The sequence below is a fragment of the Glutamicibacter protophormiae genome, assembly GCF_016894325.1.
Lineage (GTDB): Bacteria > Actinomycetota > Actinomycetes > Actinomycetales > Micrococcaceae > Glutamicibacter > Glutamicibacter protophormiae.
Genome location: NZ_CP069806.1, coordinates 3,270,167 through 3,287,396, shown reverse-complemented (window position 1 = coordinate 3,287,396; position 17,230 = coordinate 3,270,167). Strand labels below are relative to the sequence as shown.

Here is a 17,230-nt window from a genome sequence, read left to right as displayed (position 1 = left end):
CCAGGGCACCGCGCTTGACGGCCAGCGGGAGCCGCCGGAAGGCGTACGCCCGAGGAGCAACACGGACCACCTTCCGAAAGCTCGAATCGACGGGTTTGTTACGAGGAGAACGCCGTCGATTGTTTTGGTTTCGGCAGTTTTCTGCCACCGATCTTCCCCCGGAAAAATTTCCGGGGGATTTTTCGTCCCGGTGGTCGGGACTGCGGCGCTCCGGCCCGTGCTCCCCGCAGGGCTGCGCGGGATATTTGCGCCGTGGGGCCGCTGAAAGATCGTCAATTCTTTGTTCCCGCGGCACCCCGGCGGCCATGGTTCGGGCCTGTCTGGAGAGCTGCCATTGCGGGCGCGGGATTCGTTCGGCGCTCGGGGGCGTATCCACGGCGCAGTGGCCGTATTTTCGCGCCTGAACTGTAACAGGAATCTAGTTTTCGTTTCATTGACGCCATTGCGCGGACCCTCCGGAAGCGCCGGATTGGAGGCCGCGCGGGATTCTGTGCTCATGGTCCAGTCGGGGGCGCGTGGAAAGAACTGCAATTCCTCTTCGCCAATCAGTGATTATCTGTGCGCGTGTTCCGTTCCGGGAAGAAATTTTTCCGCCGCTGCGGCGGGTCCGGGTAGCCGAAGAAGAGTCGTAAAACAAGACGTTGACTACTTGCCGGCCGGTAAGTAATCTGAATCACACTCCACCGTTTCCAACGGTCAACGCCTAGTCAAAGACGAAAGGCAACGTAATGCATTTACGTTCTTCCTCGGAGATCCAGTCTCTCCGCGAGGAGCTTCGCTCCTATTTCGCAGCGCTTCTCACCGATGAGGTGCGCGCGGGCTTGAAGCAAGAAGGTGAGGCCGGCGGTCCGGTCCACTCCGCAGTGCAACGACAGATGGGCCAGGACGGATGGCTCGGCATCGGATGGCCCGTCGAGTACGGCGGCCAAGGCCGCGGCCCGGCCGCGCAGTTCGTCTTCTACGACGAGGCCTACCGCGCCGATGCACCCATCCCGATGATCACCATGACCACCGTGGGTCCGACCCTGATGAGCCACGGCAGCCAGGAACAGAAGGACTACTTCCTTCCCAAGATCCTCGCCGGCGAACTGGTCGTATCCATCGGCTACACCGAAGCGGAGGCCGGCACCGACCTGGCCTCGCTGACCACCCGCGCGGTGCGCGACGGCGACGAGTACGTCATCAACGGCTCGAAGGTCTTCACCTCCGGCGGCGATGGCGCCGACTGGATCTGGCTGGCCGCCCGCACTGATCCGGATGCCCCGAAGCACAAGGGCATCTCGCTGATCCTGGTGCCGACCACCGACCCGGGCTTCTCCGCCACCCCGATCCACACCGTGGGCGGCTTCAGCACCACCGCCACCTACTACGACAACATCCGCGTGCCGGTCACCAATGTCGTGGGCAAGGAAAACGAGGGCTGGAAGCTGATCACCACCCAGCTGAACCATGAGCGTGTGGGCCTGGCGGCCTTCAGCGGCATCTGCGAAGGCCAGCTGGACGACGTGCGCGAATGGCTCAAGGACCAGGTCACGGCCGACGGCACCCCGCTGGCCGACGAGGCCTGGGTCCGCTCGCTGCTGGCCACCTCCACCGCCCGGCTGCGCGCCATGCGGTTGATGAACTGGAAGCTCGTGGAGACCACCGCCCAGGGATCGCTGGATCCGGGGTCGGCCTCCGCGGCCAAGGTCTTCGCCACCGAAACCGTGATCGATGTGTACCGCTCGCTGCTGGAGATCGTGGGCGGCAACGCCACCCGCATCTCGGACGCCCCGTGGAACTTCGACACCGGACGCCTGGCGCTGATGAACCTGAGCGCCCAGATCAATACCTTCGGCGGGGGAGTCGCCGAAATCCAGCGCGAAATCGTCGCCTGGACCACCCTCGGCATGGCAAGGAGCGCACGTTGAGCACCGTGAGCATTAATAGCACCATCGAGGCTCCAAGCATGGAGTTCTCCCTCGACGAGGAGCAGGCGGGCCTGACCGACCTGGCCGCGCAGATCTTCTCCTCGCTGAGCACCGACGAGCTGTACGCCGCCGGGGAACAGGCCGGCGCCGCTTACGACGAAGCCCTCTGGGGCCAGGTCGTGGAATCGGGGCTGATCGACGCGCTGCTGCCGATGGACGAGGACGAGCCGGGGCTGGGCATGGCCGGGCTGGCGCTCGTCGCCCGCGAACAGGGCCGGACCCTGGGCCGCATCCCGTTCATCACCACCGCCGTCGCCGCCCTGGCCATCGCCGAATTCGGCGGCCACGAGCAGCTGCTCGAAGGCATCTCCGCCGGCTCGGTGCGCATCGCAGCGCTGCAGCCGGAGGTCCGCCGCCGCGTCAACGGCACCGCCAACGGCTCCGGCTGGGTGCTGGACGGCGCCATCGAGCTGGGCTACCTTGTCCCTTCGGCCACCCACCTGATGGTGCAGTTCCACACCGAAGCCGGCCAGCTGACCGCGCTCATCGAGGCGGACCGCGCAGGCATCGCGCTGGAGGAATACCGCGGCCTGTCGCGCCAGCAGCACGCCGAGCTGGGCTTCAGCGGCGTCCAGGTCGCCGCGGCTGACCTGATCGGCGCGGACCAGCCGGCCGGCGCGGTCTCCGCCTGGATCCGTCCGCGCCTGCTCACCGCGGCGGCCGCGCTGATGTCCGGCGTGGGCGCCGAGGCGCTGCGCCGCACCGCCGCCTACACCAACGAACGCAAGCAGTTCGGACGCGCCATCGCCACCAACCAGGGTGTGGCCCTGCGTGCGGCGGACGCGTTCATCGACACCGAGACCACCTGGCTGTCCACCATCGACGCCGCCTGGCAGCTGGACCACGACGGCGACGGGGCGGAAGCCGCGTTCGGCGCCTCCTGGTTGGCCCGCGAGGCCGGCTTCCGCGTGGTGCACACGACCCAGCACCTGCATGGCGGCATGGGCGCCGACCTGGACAACCACATCCACCGCTTCTTCGTGTGGATGCGCGAACTTGACGTGCTCTGGGGCACCGCAGGCCAGGTCTCCGAAGAACTCGCAGCAGTCATCCTGGACGGAGACAAGGCATGAGCGCACCAGCCGTCGCGGGCAAGGCCCGCACCCACGCCGGACAGAGCGTGGCCGCCGTGCTGGCGATCCTGGTGGTCGCGGAGGTCGTCGCGGCCTTCGAAACCTCCATGGCGGTGCAGCTGCTGTACACGCCGGGCGAATTCTTCACCTCCGACCTCTCCCAGCTGGTCTGGGTCGTCACCTCCTACTCGCTGGTCGCGGCACTGGCCACCAGCTTCGTCGGACGCCTGGGCGACCAGTTCGGCCGGCGCAAGATCCTGGTCTGGGTGCTGCTGCTCTCCGCCCTGGGCTCGGTCATCAGCGCCGTGGCCCCGAGCTTCGGCATCCTGGTTGCCGGCCGCGCCTTGCAGGGCGTGTCCGGCGCGGTGCTGCCGCTGGCCATCGGCATGGTCCGCTCCACCTTCCCCGAGCGCAAGATCGGCACCGGCATCGCGGTGGTCTCCACCTCCGCGCTGATCGCCGGCGCGGGCGGCATGCTCGGCGGCGGGTTGTTCCTCGACTACGCCACCTGGCACTGGATCTTCTGGACCGCAGCGATCTTCGCCTGCGTGGCCGCGCTGCTGATGCACTTCGGCATCGCCCGCGAGCCGAAGGCCTCGCTGGCCTCCGCGGTGCACGTGGACTGGGTCGGCGGATTGATGTTCGGCCTGGGCATCGCCGGCGCCCTGTACGGCCTGACCCTGAGCAAGGGCCTGGGCTTCACCAGCCCGAAGGTGCTGCTCTTCCTGATTGGCGGACTGGTGCTGCTGGCGCTGTGGGTCCGCTGGGAGCTGCGCACCCGCGAGCCGATGATCGACGTGCGTATGTTCACCCAGCGCAAGTTCGCCCTGGGCATGCTGGCCACCGCGCTGATCGCTATCGGCCCGATCGGCACCACGAATATCCTCACCGTGACCATCTACCGCAATCCGAACAGCATCCCGCTGGCGGACGGCAGCATCATGGAGCTGCCGGTGGGCCTGGGGCTGAGCGCCACCATGACCGGCCTGCTGGGATTCATCACCGCCGCCGCGGCCTTCGCGATCTCCCCGCTGATCGGCCGGATCTCCAGCCGCTTCGGGGCCCGCATGGGCCTGATGATCGGTTCGCTGCTGACCATCATCGGCCTGCTGGTCATCTGCATCGACCCGACCAGCATCGCGGTGGTCATCACCGGCATGGTCGTGGTGATCTTCGGAACCGGCTTCCTCTACTCAGGAATGCCGACCGTGATCGTCGAATGCGTGCTGCCCGAGCAGACCAGCACCGCCACGGGCGTCAATGCAGTGACCCGTACGGCCTTCCAGGCGGTTGCCGCCTCGGTCGTGGGCCTGTTGCTCGTGTTCTCGCCTGTTGCAGCAGGCGAGAACACGTTCGTCTCGATGACCGGCTTCCTGCTGGTCGTGGGCGTACTCATCGCCACCTGCCTGCTGACCATCGTCGTGGTCCTTTTCATTCCAGCGACGAAGCAGCCAGGCGCAGTCGGCGGCAAGCCACAGGTCTCCAACCTCACCCTTAAGGATTAGCAATGAACACCGTTCTCGAAACGAAACTTCAAACTACCAGAGATCTACTTGACCTGCGAGCCGAGGACCACCACCCCGGCCTGCTCTTCGAGGGGCGCATCTGGACCTGGGCGGAAGTCGTGGCAGAATGCAAGGTCCGCGCCCACCTGATGCTCTCGCTGCACGAAGAAGGCAAGCCCTTCCACGTGGGTGTGATGCTGGAAAACGACCCGGAGTACATCTTCGCCATCGGCGGCGCGGCCTACGCCGGCGCCACCGTGGTGGGCATCAACCTCACCCGCCGCGGCGAGGAGCTGGCCCGCGACATCGCGTACACCGACGTGGAGATCCTGCTGACCACCCGCGAGCTGGAAGGCTACTTCAACTCGGTGGACTCCGGGGTGCCGGCCGCGCAGACCCGCTACATCGAGACCGCGGAATACGCCCGCGAGCTGGACTCGCTGCGCCACCTGCCGCGCCCGGACGCCGAGGCCGCCGGGGACCCGAACACCACGCTGCTGCTGCTGTTCACCTCCGGCTCCACCGGGGATCCCAAGGCGGTCATCTGCACCACCGGTCGGCTGTACCGCACCGCGGAATTCCAGCACATGGGCCTGGGCCGCCAGGACGTCAGCTACAATTCCATGCCGCTGTTCCACGGCAACGGCATCTTCGCCTGCTGGGCCAACCCGCTGTACACCGGCGGCACCTTCGCCCTGGCCCGCAAGTTCTCCGCCTCCGGGTTCCTGCCGGATTTGATGCGCTACAAGGCCACCTACTTCAACTACGTGGGCCGTTCGCTGTCCTACGTGCTGGCCCAGCCGGAGAAGGCCGTCGAGGCCGACACCTACCTGCGCTCCTGCTTCGGCACCGAGGCCAGCGAGTTCGACCTGGCCGAGTTCCACCGCCGCTTCGGCGTGTGGCCGACCGAAAGCTACGGCGCCTCCGAGGGCGGGCTGACCCTGAAGCGCACCGACGACAGCCCGGCCGGCGCGCTGGGCACGGCCCCCGCCGGCATGGACGCCGCGGTGGTCGACCCGGACACCATGGAGCAGTGCCCGCCGGCGATCTTCTCCGAGAACGGGCGCATCCTGAACGCCGAGGACGCCATCGGCGAGCTGGTGAACCTCACCGGCGCCGCCCTGTTCGAGGGCTACTACAAGAACCCCGAGGCGGTGGCCGAGCGCCTGCGCGGCACCGCGTTCCTCACCGGGGACCTGGCCTACCGCGACGAGGCAGGCTTCTTCTACTTCGCCGGGCGCACCTCGGATAGGCTGCGCGTGGACAGCGAGAACTTCTCCGCCGCCCCGGTGGAACGCGTGCTCTCGCGCTACCCGGGGGTCACGCTGGCCGCCGTCTACCCGGTGCCCGATGCCCGCACCGGCGACCAGGTGATGGCCACGCTGCAGTTCGAGGACCCGGAGAGCTTCGACCCGCAGGACTTCGCCGCCTTCCTGGAATCCCAGCCGGATTTGGGCACCAAGTGGGCCCCGCGCTTCCTGGCGGTGGTTTCCGACGTGCCGGTGACCGCCACCCAGAAGATCAACAAGCCCAGCCTGCGCCGCGAGGCCTGGCTGCTGAACGAGAACGTGTTCCACCGCCCCGGACGGGAGATCGCCTTCGAGGTGCTGGACGACAACGCCCTGGCGCGCCTGGAGGCCCTGTTCGAGCAGAACGGGCGCGCCCACCTGCTGCCGCTGAAGCCAGCCGAAACCCCCATTAAGGAGACAGTATGAGCCAGGATCCCAATGTCCTGATCGGCGAGATGATCGCCGCCGGCAACGAGAGGATCAGCGTCGCCCGCGACGAGGTCAACCGGCCCATGATCCACCACCTGTGCGATGCGATGGAGGAAACCAACCCGATCTACCTGGATCCGGAAGCCGCCCGCGCCGCCGGGCACCCGGACATCGTGGCCCCGCCCTCGGCGCTGCAGGTCTGGAACATGATCAACCCCTCGGACCCGGTGATCGAGTCCGACGTGGACCGCGCCTACGCCCACCTGTCCGACTGCGGCTACCCGAAGGTGGTGGCAGTGAACTGCGACCAGGAATACGACCGCTACCTGGTCCCCGGCGACCTGCTGACCGCCAGCGAGAAGGTCGAGTCCTTCGTCGGCCCGAAGCAGACGGGCCTGGGCGAGGGCTACTTCATCACCACCCTGACCACCTACACCGATCAGCAGGGCGAACGCGTGGGCACCATGCGCTTCCGCACCCTGTGGTACAACCCTGAAAAGAGGAACTCGTAATGAGCGAAACGCTGACCGAGACCCAGGCCACGGCCAAGAGCCAGGCCCTGCGTCCCCGCCCGGCCATCAACCTGGACAACGCCTTCTTCTTCGAGTCCCTGAACGAACGCGGCGAACTGAGCATCCAGAACTGCGACGACTGCAACGAGCTGCGCCACCCGCCGGTGCCGATGTGCCCGGAATGCCACTCGCTGCACTGGTCCCCGAAGACCATGTCCGGCCGCGGCGTCCTGCACAGCTACGTGGTCATGTACCACCCGATCGTCCCGCCGTTCGAGCCGGGCTACATCGTGGCGGTGGTCCAGCTGGAGGAGGGCGCCCGCGTGGTCATGAACCTGGAGGGCGTCGCCCGCGAGGAAGTGCAGATCGGCATGCCGCTGCACGTCACCGCCGAGCGCATGGACGCCGACCTGGTCCTCCCGGTGGCCCGTCCGGCAGGGGGCGCGGCATGAGCACCGTCGACACCGCCGCCCGCACCGGCATCGCCGCCGGGACCCAGCTGCCCGAGCTGCGCATCCCGATCACCGCGACGCTGATCGTCACCGGGGCCATCGCCACCCGCGACTTCCAGAAGGTCCACCACGACAAGGACGTCGCCCAGGCCGCCGGCACCCCGAACGTCTTCATGAACATCCTGACCACCAACGCGCTGGTCAACCGCTACGTGGGCGAATGGGCCGGCCCGGCCGCCCGCGTGGGCCGCATCAACATCCGCCTGGGCGCCACCAACTTCCCGGGCGACGAAATGGTCTTCACCGGCACCGTCGACTCCGTGGACGGCCAGAACGTCGTGGTGAAGGTCGTCGGCACCAACTCCCTGGGCCCGCACGTGACGGGCACCGTAGCCCTCGTGATCCCATCGAAAGGGGAATCGGCATGAGCAACCTGCTGAACAAGGCAGTCATCGTAGGCATCGGCGCCACCGAGTTCTCCAAGAACTCCGGCCGCTCCGAGCTGCAGCTGGCCCAGGAGGCCTCGCTGGCCGCCTGCCGCGACGCCGGGGTGAACCCGCATGACGTGGACGGCATGGTCACCTACTCCATGGACACCAACCCGGCCATCGAGGTGGCCCGCGGCCTGGGCTGCAAGGAGCTGAACTTCTTCAGCCACGTGGACTACGGGGGAGGCGCCGCCGCCGGCACCATCCTGCACGCGGCCATGGCGGTGGCCACCGGCGTGGCCAAGACCGTGGTCTGCTACCGCGCCTTCAACGAGCGCTCCGGCGCCCGCTTCGGGCAGGCGATGAGCACCGCGGGCATGGCCCCGGACGCCCGCGCCGCCGCCTACGCCTGGACCCTGCCCTTCGGCCTGATGACCCCTGCCTCCTGGGTCGGCATGTTCGCCCAGCGCTACATGCACCTGACCGGCGCCACGTCCGAGGACTTCGGCCGCGTGGCAGTGGCCGACCGCAAGCACGCTGCCACCAACCCGAAGGCCTGGTTCTACGAGAAGCCGATCACCCTGGAAGACCACCAGAACTCGCGCTGGATCGCCGATCCGCTGCACCTGCTGGACTGCTGCCAGGAGTCGGACGGCGGCCAGGCGTTCGTCATCACCACCCCGGAGCGCGCCAAGGACCTGCCGGGCAAGGCAGTGACCATCCGCGCCGCCGCCCAGGGCGCCGCCTACGACCAGCACACCATGGTCAGCTACTACCGCAAGGACGGCGACCGCGCGCTGCCGGAGATGGGCAACGTGGCCCGCCAGCTGTGGAACGACACCGGGCTGCGCCCGGAGGACATCGACACCGCGGTGCTCTACGACCACTTCACCCCGTTCGTGCTGGCCCAGCTGGAGGAATTCGGCTTCTGCGGCCGCGGCGAGGCGAAGGACTTCATCAAGAACGGCGCCATCGAGCTGGGCGGCCGCCTGCCGATCAACACCAACGGCGGCCAGCTGGGCGAGGCCTACATCCACGGCATGAACGGCATCGCCGAGGGCGTGCGCCAGCTGCGCGGCACCGCGGTGAACCAGGTGGAAAACGCGCGCAACGTGCTGGTCACCGCCGGCACCGGCGTCCCGACCAGCGCATTGATCCTGGGCAATGACTAGGCAGGTGGCCCTGCCGGACGGCGGGGCGAAGGTCCGCAAGGCCGGCGGGGAGCAGCTGCTGCAGGCCGCCGGCCAGGTGCGCGAGCTGCTGGACGCCATGGTCCGGCTGCCGGTGCGCACCGAGGCGGCCGCCGAGCTGACCCAGCGCCTGGACGGGGTGCTGGAACTGCTGCGCGGGGAAATCGTCGACGAGCGCGCGATGGTCGCGGATCCGTTCGGCGACCGTTCCGGCGACTACCTCGACCGCTCGCCGGTCTCCGGGGTGCTGAACCCGATGGCGCCTCCGGTGGTGCTGCGCATGGACGGGCAGAACGGCGTGCGCACCACCACCCGGCTGGGCCTGCCGTACCAGGGCCCTCCGGGCCGGGTGCACGGCGGGTGGGTGGCCACGCTGCTGGACCACCTGATGGGATTCGCCGCCGGAACCGTGGACCAGTGGATCTTCACCCGGTCGCTGACCGTGGACTACGACCACGCGGTTCCGCTGTTCGAAGAGCTGGAGCTGAGCGCCTGGGTCGAGGAAATCGACGGACGCAAGATCTGGGTCAGGGGCCGGATCGAGGCCGGCGGCCAGGTGGTCGCCCAGGCCCGCGGGCTGTGGCTGCCGCCGCGCCAGCGCCCGGCCCCGCAGGACTGACGCAAGGGACGGGGCGGGGCGCGGAAGCACGGCCCCCTCCTTACGCGCCGCGCCCCTAGACAAAAACTAGAATCTAGTTATAGTATTTCAGAAACGTGACCCGCGCCACGCGCAAGGGCATTGGCGCACGGGCAGAGCCCGCGGCCACACCGTGAACGCACCCCACCCGGCAGAGGAGCCGGACGGTGCGGAACCGAACCGAGAAAAGAGCAAACCATGAAGATTGCAGTGCTGATCAAGCAGGTGCCGGACACCGAAGAAGGCCGCCACCTCACCTCCGACGGACGCGCGGACCGCGACGCCAGCGACCGGGTGATCGACGAGATCACCGAGCGCGCGCTGGAAGCCGCGTTGAAGCAGAAGGACGCGGACAAGTCGGTGGAGATCACCGTGGTGACCATGGGCCCGGCCGCCGCCAACGAAGCGCTGCGCAAGGCACTGAGCATGGGCGCCGACAAGGCCGTGCACGTGCAGGACGACACGCTGGCCGGATCCGACGCCCTGGCCACCGCCCGGGCGCTGGCCCAGACGCTGTCCGGTCTCCAGGCCGATCTGATCGTGGCCGGCAACGAGTCCACGGACGGCCGCGGCGGCGTGGTCCCGGCGATGATCGCCGAACTGTTGAATCTTCCGTTCCTCGGCCCGCTGGGCACGCTGGAGGTCTCCGGCGGCACCGTGCGTGGCTCGCGCGCCGACGCCTCGGGCACCACCGCGCTGCGCGCGTCCACCCCGGCAGTCATCTCCGTGGCCGAGGCCATGGGCGAGGCCCGCTTCCCGAAGTTCAAGGGCATCCTGGCCGCCAAGCGCAAGCCGGTCGCCGTGCAGGGCGCCGCCGAGCTGGGCCTGGGCGCAACGGACCACGCCGCGGGCAACCTGGTGCTGGCCTCCGCCGCCCGCCCGGCCCGCACCGCCGGCGTGAAAATCATCGACGAGGGACAGGCCGCACAGGAACTTGCCGCCTACCTGGCCGCCGAGAAGCTGATCTAAGGAACGAACGACATGACGAACATCCTGGTACACATCGAACTGACCGAGCACGGCATCCCGACCGCCGGCGGCGCGCACCTGCTGGCCCTGGCCGCGCAGCTGGGCACCCCGGTGGCCGTCGCGGCCGCCGCAGACCCTGAACAGGCCGCCGCCGCCATCGGCGCGCAGGGCGCCGAACAGGTCTTCATCGGCGAAACCGCCCAGGCCGCCGCCCATCCTGCAGCCAGCGCCGTCGCGTCCCTGCAGTCGGCCATCGAGGCCCATGCCCCGGCCGCCGTGCTCGCCTCCAACAGCGCCGTGGGCCGCGAGGTCATCGGCCGGCTGTCGGCGCGCACCGGCAACCCGGTCGTGCTCGAAGCCGTGGAGCTGGAACAGCGCGAGGGCCGGATCATCGCCTCGCACTCGGTCTTCGGCGGCACCTACATCACCGAATCCACCGCGGGCTCCGGCATCCCGCTGGTCACCGTGGCCTCCAGCGGCGCCGAGCCGCTGCCGGCCGCCGCCGCACAGCTGCAGTCAGCTGCCATCGAGGTGGCCACCGCCGCCTCCGCCGAAATCGAATCCGTGACCCCGCTGGCCGCCGCATCCTCCCGCCCGGAGCTGCGCGCCGCCAAGATCGTGGTCTCCGGCGGCCGCGGCCTGGCCTCCAAGGAGAACTTCGCCCTGGTCGAGGCGCTGGCCGACTCGCTGGGTGCTGGCCTGGGCGCCTCGCGCGCCGCGGTGGACTCCGGCTACATCCCGCAGAGCCACCAGGTCGGGCAGACCGGCGTGAGCGTCTCACCGGACCTGTACCTGGCCGTGGGCATCTCCGGCGCCATCCAGCACCTGGCCGGCATGCAGACCGCCAAGCGCATCGTGGCCATCAACAAGGACGAGGACGCGCCGATCTTCGACATCGCCGACTTCGGCATAGTCGGGGACCTGTTCGAGATCCTCCCGCAGCTCACCGAGCTGCTGGGGGCCAAGCAGCCGGTCACCGCCGGCTAGATCAGGGGGTCGTTTCCATGTCGCTGACAACCAAGGACGGCGCCCGCGGCGCCGCCAAGACCGCGGCCAACCCGGCGCTGAAGAAGATCTGGATCACCGCCGGCGTGGTGGTTGTCCTGGCCCTGCTGGTGCTGGCCGCCCGCTGGTGGCGTGGAACCGCGGCGGGGGAGCAGTTCATCACCGCCTACCCGGGGCATTCGGCCCTGCCGGAGCACGCGCCGACCGGCATCCCGGCCTGGCTGGGCTGGCAGCACTTCCTGAACGCGTTTTTCATGGTGCTGATCATCCGCTCCGGCTGGCTGATCCGCACCACCGCGCGGCCGAAGGCCTACTGGACCCGGAACAACACCGGGCTGTTCAAGACCAAAACCAAGCCGAAGAAGATCAGCCTGGAAATCTGGCTGCACCTGAGCCTGGACGTGCTGTGGATCGTGAACGGCGTGGTGTTCATGGTGCTGCTGTTCGCCACCGGGGCGTGGATGCGCATCGTGCCGACCAGCTGGGACATCGTTCCGAACGCGTTCAGCGCCGGCGTGCAGTACCTGTCGCTGGACTGGCCGAGCGAGAACGGCTGGCTGAACTACAACGCGCTGCAGGTCCTGGCCTACTTCGCGATCGTGTTCCTGGCCGCGCCGGTCTCCGCCATCACCGGGCTGCGCATGTCCCCGGCCTGGCCGGCCAAGCTGGACAAGGCGCTGCCCATGGAAGCGGCCCGCAAGGTGCACTTCCCGGCCATGCTGTTCTTCGTCGGGTTCCTGGTGATGCACGTGCTGCTGGTGCTGCTCACCGGTGCGCGGGCGAACCTGAACCACATGTTCGCCGCCCGCAGCGACGACGGCTGGATGGGTGTCATCCTGTTCGCCGTGGCCGTGGCCGCCACCGCCGGAGCCTGGTTCGCCTGCAAGCCGGTGGTCATCCGGGCGCTGGCCGGAATGTCGGGCAAGATCTCGAAATAGGACTTCGCTCCGGACGGAGAACTCGATAGCCGAAGCCGGCGCACCGCAGGATTACTCACCTGCGGTGCGCCGGCTTCGGCATGCCCGGCTCTGGTTCAGGGGCGCTGGGCGGGTGCCCGTGGTGCAATGGACTGGTGATGATCAGGCAGTTGGAGTACTTCGTGGCGCTGGCCAGGGAACGGCATTTCGCGCGGGCCGCCCAGGAATGCCGCATTTCCCAGCCGGCGCTGTCCGAATCCATCCGGAAGCTGGAGGCCGGGCTCGGGGTGTCTCTGGTGCGCCGCGGCCACGCGTTCCAGGGGCTGACCCCGGAAGGCGAAGCGGTGCTGCGCTGGGCGCAGCGCCTGCTGGCGGACCGCGATGCGCTGGCCCAGGAAGTGGCGGCGCTGCAGGCCGGGCTGACCGGGACGCTGCGCCTGGGTGTGGTACCCGCCGCCTCCTCCACGGTGGCGCGACTGTCCGATGCCTTCGCCCGCGCCAACCCGAAGGCCGGCGTCCAGATCCAGGGCAGTCTGCGCTCCACGGACATCATTGCCCGGGTGCGCTCCTTCGAGCTCGATGCCGGGCTGGTCTACGCGGACCCTGCGGAGCTGGGCGGGCTGCTCGCGGTGCCGCTGTACCGCGAGGAACATGTGCTCGTCACCAAGGAGGGCATGTTCGAGGGCGCCGGGCAGCCGACCGCGGTGGACGAGGTGCTCTCGCTGCCGCTGTGCCTGCTGGATTCGTCCATGCGCGGCCGCCAGCTGCTGGACGATGTCCTGGCCTCCCACGGGCGCACCGCCGAGCCGCGCATCGAATGCGACTCCATGACCACGCTGCTGGCCCAGGTCGCCACCGGCCGGTGGGCGAGCGTGGTTCCGGCGCAGTGGCTCGCGCCCTTGGGCGAGCTGGCCGGACTGGTCCAGACGCCATTGGTCAACCCGGTGATCACCAGCCAGATCAGCCTGGTGATCACCGAGCACCAGCCGCTGCCGCTGATGTTACGCGCATTACTCTCTGCGACAGGGGACGTATATCCCTCCGTCACAAAGGACTTTGACTTGGTTTGATAGGTTTCTTCGATTGAACCATCAGAAATAATTCTTGGACATGATCAAGGCATTGATGCAACTCTGAACAGGCAGACCCGTTCCTTGCCGCAGGAAGCTGCGCGATGCCACAGGAGCGATCATGAGCAACCATCCACAGATGCCAACCGAGCAGGCGGACACCCCGAAGGCCGACCGTCCCGCCCTGCCGCCGGCCGTCGCCGTCTGGCGGCGCCTCGTGTTGTCCCACAGTCCCGAGATCCGGCCCGCCCTGCGTGTCGGCTTCGGCCTGGCGATCCCCGGTGCCGCGTTGATCCTCCTGGGCCACGTGGATCTCATGGTGTACGCAGTTTTCGGGTCGGTGGTCGGGATGTACGGCCGCAGCCCGCACCGAATGCAGCGGCTCAAGGACCAGGTGCTCGCCGGCGCCATGATGCTGTGCGCCGGGGTCAGCGGCATCGTCATCGCCCCCTGGGGCCCTGAAGGGTGGGCGCTGCTCGCCGGAGGCATCTTCTGGGCCTGCGCCAGCTCGCTGACGGCAGACCGCTACGGGCTGAAACCGGGTGGCTCGTTCTTCCCGGTATTCGCCTTCGGCGCGCTGGCCTGCCTGCCCGTCGGGCAGTCGCCGTCCACGGCGGGACTGGCGGCCTTCGTGCTGACGGCGCTGTTCTGCATCGTTTTGGGGCAGACCGCACGCTTCGGCACCGCAACCCGGGGGTTTCCCGGGCACGACCCGGTCAGCTGGCCCGACGCACTGCGCCGCGCCGCCTGCTACGCCAGCGTGGTGCTGCTGGCCGGGGCGCTGGCCATCGGCTTGCAGCTGGAGCACCTGCAATGGGTCATGGCCGGCTCCGTCGTTCCGCTCGCGGCGGGCAACGCCCGCGGCAGGCTGAGCAGGGGAGCGCACCGCGTGGCCGGCACCGTCGCGGGGCTGGTCGTGCTGTTGGGCATCTACTACCTGCAGCTGCCTGAACTGGCGTTGGGCCTGGTGATCATCGCGCTGATGTTCCCCACCGAGGGCTACATGACGCGCAACTACGGGCTGGCACTGAGCTTCTTCACCCCGCTGATCATGCTGATGCTGGAGCTCGCCGACCCGAGCGTGAACGCGGACGTGCTCTGGGAGCGGGCCGCGGGAAACCTCCTGGGGGTGCTGGCCGGCATCCTCGGCGCGTTGCTCTTCGACCGAAGACCTCGCTGACGATACCCGGAATTCGGCGTGGACGTAGCATCATTAACTACGTCAGGCGTTGAATCGGGAATCTCGCTCGCACCGGGAACGGCTTTGCGCAGGACAACAGTCAAGCCCCGCGCCTCTTGGAAGAATCCACTGCCGTGAAAACACCTTTAAGTTCAACTCGACGTTTCGCCGTTTCAACCGCCGGCGTGCTGCTGGCCGGTTCGCTGGCCATCGGAGGCCTGGCCCCTGCCGGCGCTGCGCAGACGCTTCCGTCCGCTGCGTTGGCCGCGTCCGCCGCGGTACCGGGAACCCTGGCGCCGGCCGCCGCCAAGCGGGTCACGCAGGTCAAGACCACCAGCAACCTGAACATGCGTTCCAGTTCCAGCACCAAGTCCCGCGTCATCCTGACCATCCCGAAAAACAAGACCGTACCGGTCAAGTCCCAGGCTTCCAACGGCTGGTACCAGGTCACGTACAACAAGAAGACCGGGTGGATTTCCAACAAATACACCAAGGTCTCCAAGACCGCCACTACAGGGGGCGCCTCGAACAGCGCGAAAACCGTGAAACTGTGGGTTACCCCGAAGTCGACGATGAACATCCGCAAGGGTGCCGGAACCGGGCACGCAGTTGTCGGGAAGATCAACAAGGGACAGCCTGCCTACGCCACGTCCAAGGCCGCCAACGGCTGGTACAAGATCTCCACGCAAGGCAAGACCGGGTGGGTCTCCGGTGCCTACGTCACCACCTGCTCCAAGGGCTGCGCCATCGACGCGGGCCCGTATACGACCAACCGCGCCGGCTTGTCCGACCGCTACTTCACCAAGTCCGCCGGCGCCGACCTGCATGCTTCGGTGAACGGCAAGAAGCGTATCGGCGACATTCCGCGGAACTCGATCGTCTATCGGGACGCCGCGTGGGAAAAGAAGGCCGGCCCGGTTGCCGGCTGGTACTACGTCCGCACCCAGGGGGCGGACGGCTGGATGAAGGCTTCGGCATTGAAGCGCAGCACCAGCGCCAAGACCAGCAACACGTCCAAGACCACCCGCAGCAAGGTGCAGAAGCAGGCCAACGGGAAGCTGCCCGAGTCGATGCTGGTGGCCCTGAGCTGGGACAAGGAAAAGACGCTCATCGCCGCGCCGGCCGCGGCGGACCTGGGCCGGTTGAACGCGGCCTTCAGGAAGAAGTTCGGGAAGAACCTGGAGATCGATCTGGCCTACCGGACCCTGGACACGCAGAAATTCCTCTACCAGGAGCTCGGCTCCTATATCGCGGCCAAGCCGGGGACCTCGAACCACGGCTGGGGCCTGGCGATCGACGTGCCCGAGAGCTACAACTACTCGTTCAAGGGCAAGTACTACAAATGGCTGAAGGCGAACTCGAAAAAATACAACTGGATCCATCGGAAAAACCTGGAAGAATTCCGCGCTGACGGAAGCCGAAACCCCTACGCCGAAGCATGGCACTTCGAATATGTCGGCAAATAATTCCCATGTCGTGAACCGCAATGAAACATTCGTCCAAATGAATGTCAGATATCTTTTCATTCGAGAGTTCTCCCAGTACCCTTGGGGCACGGCTCATACTGTCGTGCAACTCGCTTCATCTTTTGAGAAACGGAACAAGACATGTCAGATACGTCTGCGCCGAGTACCGGCGCCAAGATTACCGCCGAATTCCTGGGGACTTTCGTTCTCGTCTTCGGCGGCTGTGGCTCGGCGATTTTCGCGGCCAAGGTGATTTCCGATGGAACGGTCAACATGGGCATCGGCTTCCTGGGCGTAGCCCTCGCCTTCGGCCTGACCGTGCTGGTGATGGCGTACGCCGTGGGCCACATCTCCGGCGGACACTTCAACCCGGCCGTCACCGTGGGCACCGCGGTTGCGGGCCGCACGGCTTGGAAAGACGTTCCGACCTACATCATCACCCAGATTGTCGCGGCTTCGGCCGCCGGTGCGGTGCTGTATTGGATCGCCAGCGGCAAGGACGGATTCAACGCCGTCGAATCCGGCTTCGCCAGCAACGGCTACGGCGAGCGTTCCCCGGACGGATACTCGATGACCGCCGCGCTGGTCGCCGAGATCGTGCTGACCGCCATCTTCCTGTACGTGATCCTGGGATCCACCGACCGCCGCGCTCCGAAGGGCTTCGCCCCGCTGGCCATCGGCCTCTCGCTGACCCTGATCCACCTGGTGGCCATCCCGATCACCAACACCTCGGTCAACCCTGCCCGCTCGCTGGGCGTGGCATGGTTCGCCGGAGGCGAGGCGCTGGGCCAGGTCTGGCTGTTCCTCGTGGCTCCGATCATCGGCGCCATCATCGCCGGCGCCACCTACAAGCTGCTTGAGCCTTCGGTGAAGGCCGCAACCCGCGAGGGCTACGACCCGAAGTAGGCCGGTAGTACCGCAGACCGCAAGGGCCTTGGAACCTTCACACCGTGTGTGAAGGTTCCAAGGCCCTTCGTCGTTCGTGCTGCGGTCCCGTCCCGGACTGCTGCAAGAATCGAGACGGCATGCAGGGGGCTGCCGGCCGCTGCACCGTTCCGGAGGACGGCAACGCGCCAGGCCTTACGGCAGCAGATGGCTGCGGACAGCCGGGCCTCGAATCTTATGGCACCGGAAAAGT

16 protein-coding genes are annotated in these 17,230 nt (G+C 67.6%); all 16 read left to right on the top strand.

Annotated features, from left to right (window positions below; genetic code table 11):
- Positions 1 to 728 precede the first annotated feature (728 nt).
- On the top strand, positions 729 to 1,910 hold the full coding sequence (locus tag JQN66_RS15405) for an acyl-CoA dehydrogenase family protein (RefSeq protein WP_204675805.1): 1,182 nt from the start codon (positions 729 to 731) through the stop codon (positions 1,908 to 1,910).
- A 5-nt stretch (positions 1,911 to 1,915) separates the two neighbouring features.
- Positions 1,916 to 3,043 (top strand): acyl-CoA dehydrogenase family protein, encoded by a 1,128-nt coding sequence (locus JQN66_RS15400; protein WP_239464244.1) that lies wholly within the window; start codon positions 1,916 to 1,918, stop codon positions 3,041 to 3,043.
- Positions 3,040 to 4,548: an MFS transporter gene (locus tag JQN66_RS15395; RefSeq protein WP_204675803.1), complete on the top strand. Its 1,509-nt coding sequence runs from the start codon at positions 3,040 to 3,042 to the stop codon at positions 4,546 to 4,548. Before JQN66_RS15400 ends, JQN66_RS15395 begins: the two co-directional genes overlap by 4 nt.
- A 2-nt stretch (positions 4,549 to 4,550) precedes the next feature.
- Positions 4,551 to 6,263, top strand: coding sequence for an AMP-binding protein (locus JQN66_RS15390; protein WP_204675802.1), 1,713 nt, complete (start codon positions 4,551 to 4,553; stop codon positions 6,261 to 6,263).
- The gene (locus JQN66_RS15385; RefSeq protein ID WP_204675801.1) at positions 6,260 to 6,778 is read left to right on the top strand and encodes an FAS1-like dehydratase domain-containing protein; all 519 of its coding nucleotides are present in this window, start codon (positions 6,260 to 6,262) and stop codon (positions 6,776 to 6,778) included. Before JQN66_RS15390 ends, JQN66_RS15385 begins: the two co-directional genes overlap by 4 nt.
- Positions 6,778 to 7,230, top strand: a complete 453-nt coding sequence (locus JQN66_RS15380) for a Zn-ribbon domain-containing OB-fold protein (RefSeq protein ID WP_204675800.1) — start codon at positions 6,778 to 6,780, stop codon at positions 7,228 to 7,230. The genes JQN66_RS15385 and JQN66_RS15380 overlap by 1 nt, the downstream gene beginning before the upstream one ends.
- The gene (locus tag JQN66_RS15375) at positions 7,227 to 7,658 is read left to right on the top strand and encodes a MaoC/PaaZ C-terminal domain-containing protein (RefSeq protein ID WP_204675799.1); all 432 of its coding nucleotides are present in this window, start codon (positions 7,227 to 7,229) and stop codon (positions 7,656 to 7,658) included. Before JQN66_RS15380 ends, JQN66_RS15375 begins: the two co-directional genes overlap by 4 nt.
- A complete protein-coding gene (locus tag JQN66_RS15370; RefSeq protein ID WP_204675798.1) occupies positions 7,655 to 8,830 on the top strand; it encodes a lipid-transfer protein in 1,176 nt (391 codons plus the stop codon). The genes JQN66_RS15375 and JQN66_RS15370 overlap by 4 nt, the downstream gene beginning before the upstream one ends.
- Positions 8,823 to 9,467, top strand: coding sequence for a PaaI family thioesterase (locus JQN66_RS15365; protein ID WP_204675797.1), 645 nt, complete (start codon positions 8,823 to 8,825; stop codon positions 9,465 to 9,467). The genes JQN66_RS15370 and JQN66_RS15365 overlap by 8 nt, the downstream gene beginning before the upstream one ends.
- A 216-nt stretch (positions 9,468 to 9,683) precedes the next feature.
- Positions 9,684 to 10,454, top strand: a complete 771-nt coding sequence (locus JQN66_RS15360; protein ID WP_204675796.1) for an electron transfer flavoprotein subunit beta/FixA family protein — start codon at positions 9,684 to 9,686, stop codon at positions 10,452 to 10,454.
- Positions 10,455 to 10,466: 12 nt separating this feature from the next.
- Positions 10,467 to 11,441: an electron transfer flavoprotein subunit alpha/FixB family protein gene (locus JQN66_RS15355; protein ID WP_204675795.1), complete on the top strand. Its 975-nt coding sequence runs from the start codon at positions 10,467 to 10,469 to the stop codon at positions 11,439 to 11,441.
- 17 nt (positions 11,442 to 11,458) lie between these two features.
- Positions 11,459 to 12,397: a cytochrome b/b6 domain-containing protein gene (locus JQN66_RS15350; RefSeq protein ID WP_204675794.1), complete on the top strand. Its 939-nt coding sequence runs from the start codon at positions 11,459 to 11,461 to the stop codon at positions 12,395 to 12,397.
- A gap of 137 nt (positions 12,398 to 12,534) precedes the next feature.
- Positions 12,535 to 13,446 carry a LysR family transcriptional regulator gene (locus tag JQN66_RS15345; protein ID WP_204675793.1) on the top strand — a complete coding sequence of 304 codons (912 nt, stop codon included), beginning with the start codon at positions 12,535 to 12,537 and terminating at the stop codon, positions 13,444 to 13,446.
- Between the two features lie 121 nt (positions 13,447 to 13,567).
- Positions 13,568 to 14,626 carry an FUSC family protein gene (locus JQN66_RS15340; RefSeq protein WP_204675792.1) on the top strand — a complete coding sequence of 353 codons (1,059 nt, stop codon included), beginning with the start codon at positions 13,568 to 13,570 and terminating at the stop codon, positions 14,624 to 14,626.
- Between the two features lie 134 nt (positions 14,627 to 14,760).
- A complete protein-coding gene (locus tag JQN66_RS15335; RefSeq protein WP_204675791.1) occupies positions 14,761 to 16,092 on the top strand; it encodes an SH3 domain-containing protein in 1,332 nt (443 codons plus the stop codon).
- Positions 16,093 to 16,233: 141 nt separating this feature from the next.
- On the top strand, positions 16,234 to 16,998 hold the full coding sequence (aqpZ, locus tag JQN66_RS15330) for an aquaporin Z (protein WP_204675790.1): 765 nt from the start codon (positions 16,234 to 16,236) through the stop codon (positions 16,996 to 16,998).
- Positions 16,999 to 17,230 lie beyond the last annotated feature (232 nt).